Raw genomic sequence first — 6084 nt, 5'->3', positions numbered from 1 at the left:
AACCCCGCCTCCTACTCGATCATCGAAATTAATGGCGTAGAACTTACTCGTCTTCGCCCATCTGCGATTGCAGGTAGTTCTCAAGGCCCACTTTATCGATCAGGCCCAACTGGGTTTCCAGCCAGTCGATATGTTCTTCTTCGGACTCGAGGATATCTTCAAGCAGCTCACGGCTGCCGAAGTCGCCAACTGTTTCGCAATGCGCGATGGCAACTTTCAGGTCTGCATGGCCGGTTTTCTCGATACGCAGGTCGCACTCCAGCATTTCCTTGGTGTGCTCGCCGATGTGCAGCTTGCCCAGGTCCTGGACGTTCGGCAGGCCTTCAAGGAACAGGATGCGCTTGATCAGCTTGTCCGCGTGCTTCATCTCGTCGATGGATTCGTGGTACTCGTGCTTGCCGAGCTTGTTCAGGCCCCAATCTTCATACATGCGTGCATGCAGGAAATATTGATTGATCGCGACCAGCTCATTGGCAAGGATCTTGTTGAGATGCTGGATGACTGTAACGTCGCCTTTCATGATGGGGTCCTGCCCTGTATTAGCTGTCAATAGAGCAGAGTTTGAGCCGCGTATTTAAGAGTGTCAAACCTAAGTTATTGAAACTTAAATGAAAATTAATCGGAATAAGAATGTTTGTGTTCCGCGTCTAGAGCATAACTAGTTGATTTTGAGGCATAAAAAAACCGGACATATGTCCGGTTCTTTGAAATTCGATATTTAAGCTGCTGTAAATTCTGTTGGAAAAGGAATTGCAGCCTGGGCCGTTTGCAGTTTGGTCAGAGTCTCGCGGACCACTTCCTTGGCAAGGCAGGCACATTTGCCGCACTGACTGGCAACGCCGGTAGCCACACGGACTTCCTTGTAGCTGCAGCATCCTTCATAGATCGCATCGCGGATTTGACCGTCGGTGACGCCAGTGCAGAGGCAAACATACATAAGGAAGGTCCGTCGCTGATTGTGACTCAATTGCGATGGATCTTAATGTTAACGAGAATGATTGTCAAAGTGGTTTCAGGGCACTTTCTGCCATAAGCGGGTATGGCTGACGAACGGTCGGTCTGGCAAATCGGTGATACAAAACCGTCGGGGATTTCATCGCACGGGGAAAAAACAGCTAAGCCAGCTCAAACACGCGGTGTATGATGGCCGGTCTTTTGCGACCGGGGATCGTGTCACAGGGCTGTCGCCTCAGGGTGGCAGGCTGATGCGAACCCCGTTTCTCACGCTATTACACCAGGAGATATCCAATGAGCGTACTCGTAGGCAAGCAAGCCCCTGACTTCACCGTACCGGCCGTACTCGGCAATGGCGAGATCGTTGACAGCTTCACCCTGTCCTCGGCGATCAAAGGCAAATATGGCCTGGTGTTCTTCTACCCACTGGACTTCACCTTCGTTTGCCCGTCCGAGTTGATCGCTCTGGACAACCGCATGTCCGAGTTCAAGGCACGCAACGTTGAAGTGATCGCTGTTTCGATCGACTCGCACTTCACCCACAACGCATGGCGCAACACTCCAGTGAACAATGGCGGTATCGGCCAGGTTCGCTACACCATGGCTGCCGACATCAAGCAGGACATCATGAAGGCCTACGACGTTCAGTCCGCTGACGGCGTGGCTTTCCGTGGCGCGTTCCTGATCGACGACAAAGGCGTTGTCCGCTCGCAGATCATCAACGACCTGCCGCTGGGTCGTAACATGGAAGAGCTGATCCGTCTGGTCGACGCTCTGCAATTCCACGAAGCGCACGGCGAAGTCTGCCCTGCCAACTGGAAAAAAGGCGACAAAGGCATGAACGCTTCGCCAGAAGGCGTTGCGGCTTACCTGACCGAGCACGCTGCCGCTCTGTAAGGCGCACGCTCCAGCTATAAAAAGCAGGTACAAAAAAACCGGCCATCAAGGCCGGTTTTTTTATGGGCGGGATAACACCGAGGCCGACTCAGTCGTCGAAATCTTCCCAGCCACCCATCTGCTTCCAGCGATTGACGATGCCGCAGAACAGCTCTGCCGTCTTCTCGGTGTCGTAGCGAGCCGAGTGAGCCTCGCGACCGTCGAAGTCAATGTCCGCTGCCTGGCAAGCCTTGGCCAGTACGGTTTGACCGTAAGCGAGGCCGGCGAGCGTTGCGGTATCGAAACTGGAGAACGGATGGAACGGATTGCGCTTCATGTCCAGCCGCGCAACAGCAGCATTGAGGAAGCCCAGGTCGAAGCTGCTGTTATGCCCGACCAGGATCGCCCGTTTGCAGCCATTGGCCTTGAGGGCCTTGCGCACGCCGCGGAAGATATCGTTCAGGGCAGACTCTTCACTCACGGCCATGCGCAGCGGGTGATCGAGCTTGATCCCGGTGAACTCCAGGGCCGCCGCTTCGATGTTCGCGCCTTCGAACGGCTCGACACGGAAGAAGTAGGTGTGATCGGGGTAAACAAAACCCTTTTCATCCATGGCGATGGTGGTCGCGGCGATCTCCAGCAGGGCATCGGTGGCCGAATTGAAGCCACCGGTTTCTACGTCGACGACAACCGGCAGGTAACCACGGAACCTGGCCGCCATTGGATGACGAGGGCCGCCTCCGCCGCCATTGCCTTCCAGTTCGTCGTCGAAATGGTCTTCACTCACGCGTGTTCCTCCAGCAGGCGCCAGCGCAGTTTTTCACCGGCGCGCAGCGGGATAACGGTCAGCTCGCCAAATGGCAGGCTGGTCGGGGCGGTCCACTCTTCGCGGACCAGGGTGATGCGATCGGTGTTGGCCGGCAGACCATAGAACCGAGGGCCGTTGAGGCTGGCGAAGGCCTCGAGCTTGTCCAGCGCATTGCGCTGTTCGAAGGCTTCGGCATACATCTCGATGGCCGCATAGGCGGTGTAACAACCGGCGCAACCGCACGCCGCTTCCTTGGCGTGCTGGGCGTGGGGGGCCGAGTCGGTGCCGAGGAAGAACTTCTCGCTGCCACTGGTGGCGGCGTCGAGCAGGGCTTCCTGGTGGGTATTGCGCTTGAGGATCGGCAGGCAATAGAAGTGCGGCCGGATCCCGCCCACCAGCATGTGGTTGCGGTTGTACAACAGGTGGTGCGCGGTGATGGTCGCGCCCACGTTGGCCGAAGCCGAGTTGACGAACTGCACGGCGTCCGCGGTGGTGATGTGCTCGAAGACCACTTTGAGGGTCGGGAAGCGCTCGACCACACGGCGCATGTGTTCATCGATGAAGATTTTTTCGCGGTCGAACACGTCGACATCACCACGGGTGACTTCACCGTGAACCAGCAACGGCATCCCGACTTCGGCCATGGCCTCAAGTGCAGGGAAAATCTTGTCGATGCTGGTAACACCAGAGTCCGAGTTGGTAGTCGCGCCGGCCGGGTACAGCTTGGCGGCGTGAATGAATCCGCTGGCCTTGGCCTCGCGAATTTCTTCAGGTTGGGTGCGGTCGGTCAGGTACAGGACCATCAGTGGCTCGAACAGGCTGCCGGCCGGTCGGGCAGCGAGAATCCGCTGGCGATAGCCGTCGGCTTCGGCCGCGTTGCGCACCGGTGGAACCAGGTTGGGCATGATGATGGCGCGGCCAAAGGTGCGCGCGACATCCGCGACGGTATTGGTCAACACGGCACCATCGCGAAGATGAATATGCCAGTCGTCGGGACGCAGCAGGGTCAGGCGGTCGGACATGAGGGGATTCCAGGCGGGTCAAACTCAAGGGAATGCTACCGGAAAAGACTCTTGCAGGCACTCGCTATCAAGTTTTGCAGGAAGCTTCCGATATCCAACAGGTATGCCGTAAACATGTGTGTGTCGGTCTTTTTGTTGTAGAAACCAGTGGAGCCTCCCGTGCGCCAGCGTTATTTAGCCTTGCTCAGTGTGTTTGCCAGCCTTCCGGCGATGGCGCTCACTTTCCAGACACCTCTGGAGAACATTGAGTGGACGGTCGAAGGCGACAAGTTCGAATGCCGCCTGACTCAGCCGATCACCGATTTCGGTTCGGGCGAGTTCGTGCGTCGTGCCGGCGAGCAGGCGACGTTTCGTCTGAAAACCTACAACCCGATGATCGGCGGTGGCTCGGCGACGCTGCTGGCCGCTGCCGCGCCGTGGCAACCGGGACGTGACGACATCAATCTGGGCACGGTGAGAATCGGCAGTGGCAACGTATTGTTCAACAGCTCACAGGTTCAGGCCGGGCGTCTGATCAGTGGCCTGATGGACGGTCGCAGCCCGGTGGTTCGACATTCCTCGGGGGATGGGCGGGTGTCGGAAGTACGCTTGTTGCCGGTCAGGTTCACCAAAGCGTTTGCCGACTACCAAGGTTGCGTGGCGAAGCTGTTGCCACAGAATTTCGAACAGGTGAAGCAATCCGAAATCGGCTTCCCCGGCGGTGGAATCGAACTCGACAGCGCCGCAAAAGCCAAGCTGCAGGTGATGCTGGAGTACATGAAGGCCGATCCGACGGTCAATCACATCGAGCTCGACGGTCACTCCGACAACAGCGGCAACCGCCTGACCAACCGCGACCTGTCGCGGCGCCGAGCCCTGGCAGTGATGGAGTTCTTCAAGGCCAACGGCATCCAGGAGTCGCAAATCACCCTGCGTTTCCATGGCGAGCGTTATCCGGTGGCGCCTAACACCAACAACACCAACCGCGCGAAGAACCGTCGAGTAGCGGTACGCCTGGAGCGCGGAGCGCCCGCGGAACAAGTCGCCCCGCAAGCAACGAAAGCGGCCGTTTCGGCAACTTCCTGACTCTTTGGTCATCGTCGCCCTCTCGACATAATCTGTCGCTTCGTCGTCATAAGCTGTCGCGCCACTGTAAATTATTCTGCATGAGCGGTAGACTTCCCGGCTTTCCGTAGAATCCCGTGGAGTGATGGCATGGCGGACGTAAACAAGGTCGTTCTGGCGTATTCCGGCGGCCTGGACACTTCGGTGATCCTCAAGTGGCTGCAGGATACTTATAACTGTGAAGTGGTGACCTTCACCGCTGACCTGGGTCAGGGCGAAGAGGTCGAACCTGCACGCGCCAAGGCTCAGGCCATGGGCGTCAAAGAGATCTACATCGACGACTTGCGCGAAGAGTTCGTGCGCGATTTCGTTTTCCCGATGTTCCGCGCCAACACCGTTTACGAAGGCGAGTACCTGCTGGGTACTTCCATCGCTCGTCCGCTGATCGCCAAGCGCCTGATCGAAATCGCCAACGAAACCGGCGCTGACGCCATTTCCCATGGCGCCACCGGCAAAGGCAACGACCAGGTTCGTTTCGAACTGGGCGCGTACGCCTTGAAGCCTGGTGTGAAAGTGATTGCCCCTTGGCGTGAATGGGACCTGCTGTCCCGTGAAAAGCTGATGGATTACGCCGATAAGCACGCGATCCCGATCGAGCGCCACGGCAAGAAGAAGTCCCCGTACTCCATGGATGCCAACCTGCTGCACATCTCCTATGAAGGCGGCGTGCTGGAAGACACCTGGACCGAGCACGAAGAAGACATGTGGCGCTGGACCGTTTCCCCGGAAAACGCTCCAGACAAGGCGCAGTACCTGGAACTGACCTACCGCAACGGCGACATCGTCGCGCTGGACGGCGTCGAAATGACTCCGGCCACCGTGCTGGCGACCCTGAACCGTATCGGTGGCGAACACGGTATCGGCCGTCTCGACATCGTCGAGAACCGCTACGTGGGCATGAAGTCCCGTGGCTGCTACGAAACTCCTGGCGGCACCATCATGCTGCGTGCCCACCGTGCGATCGAATCGATCACCCTGGACCGCGAAGTGGCTCACCTCAAGGACGAGTTGATGCCCAAGTACGCCAGCCTGATCTACACCGGCTACTGGTGGAGCCCTGAGCGTCTGATGCTGCAACAGATGATCGATGCGTCCCAGGTCAACGTGAACGGCGTTGTGCGCCTGAAGCTGTACAAGGGCAATGTGATCGTCACTGGCCGCAAGTCCGACGACTCGCTGTTCGACGCCAACATCGCTACCTTCGAAGAAGATGGCGGCGCGTACAACCAGGCGGATGCTGCGGGCTTCATCAAGCTCAACGCCCTGCGCATGCGCATTGCGGCGAACAAAGGCCGGAAGCTGTTCTGAGACCTTTGAAGT

The 6084-nt window shown here is 58.0% G+C and carries 7 protein-coding genes; 3 read left to right on the top strand and 4 right to left on the bottom strand.

The genetic code is table 11. The features are described 5' to 3' along the window. Positions 1-43: 43 nt before the first annotated feature. Positions 44-520 (bottom strand): bacterioferritin, encoded by a 477-nt coding sequence (gene bfr / locus VC35_RS26520; protein ID WP_008053519.1) that lies wholly within the window; start codon positions 518-520, stop codon positions 44-46. A gap of 198 nt (positions 521-718) precedes the next feature. Beyond that, positions 719-937, bottom strand: a complete 219-nt coding sequence (locus VC35_RS29330; RefSeq protein ID WP_080925403.1) for a bacterioferritin-associated ferredoxin — start codon at positions 935-937, stop codon at positions 719-721. Between the two features lie 311 nt (positions 938-1248). Between VC35_RS29330 and VC35_RS26510 the strand changes: the two genes are divergently transcribed. Beyond that, complete coding sequence (locus VC35_RS26510) at positions 1249-1851, top strand: peroxiredoxin (protein ID WP_007985868.1); 603 nt, start codon at positions 1249-1251, stop codon at positions 1849-1851. Between the two features lie 88 nt (positions 1852-1939). On the opposite strand, the gene rnt is transcribed toward VC35_RS26510, so the two are convergent. After that, positions 1940-2617: a ribonuclease T gene (gene rnt / locus VC35_RS26505; RefSeq protein WP_046043606.1), complete on the bottom strand. Its 678-nt coding sequence runs from the start codon at positions 2615-2617 to the stop codon at positions 1940-1942. Further along, a complete protein-coding gene (gene pyrC / locus VC35_RS26500) occupies positions 2614-3660 on the bottom strand; it encodes a dihydroorotase (RefSeq protein ID WP_008053524.1) in 1047 nt (348 codons plus the stop codon). The genes rnt and pyrC overlap by 4 nt, the downstream gene beginning before the upstream one ends. A gap of 159 nt (positions 3661-3819) precedes the next feature. Here pyrC and VC35_RS26495 point away from each other — a divergent pair, with 159 nt between their 5' ends. Both VC35_RS26495 and VC35_RS26490 read left to right on the top strand, forming a co-directional pair. After that, complete coding sequence (locus VC35_RS26495) at positions 3820-4725, top strand: flagellar protein MotY (protein ID WP_046043605.1); 906 nt, start codon at positions 3820-3822, stop codon at positions 4723-4725. Positions 4726-4854: 129 nt separating this feature from the next. Continuing rightward, positions 4855-6072, top strand: a complete 1218-nt coding sequence (locus tag VC35_RS26490; RefSeq protein WP_046043604.1) for an argininosuccinate synthase — start codon at positions 4855-4857, stop codon at positions 6070-6072. Positions 6073-6084 lie beyond the last annotated feature (12 nt).

The sequence above is a fragment of the Pseudomonas fluorescens genome (assembly GCF_000967965.1).
Taxonomy (GTDB): Bacteria; Pseudomonadota; Gammaproteobacteria; order Pseudomonadales; family Pseudomonadaceae; genus Aquipseudomonas; species Aquipseudomonas grandcourensis.
The sequence above is the reverse complement of the archived record's forward strand: the minus strand, read 5'-3'. Positions and strand labels throughout refer to the sequence as shown.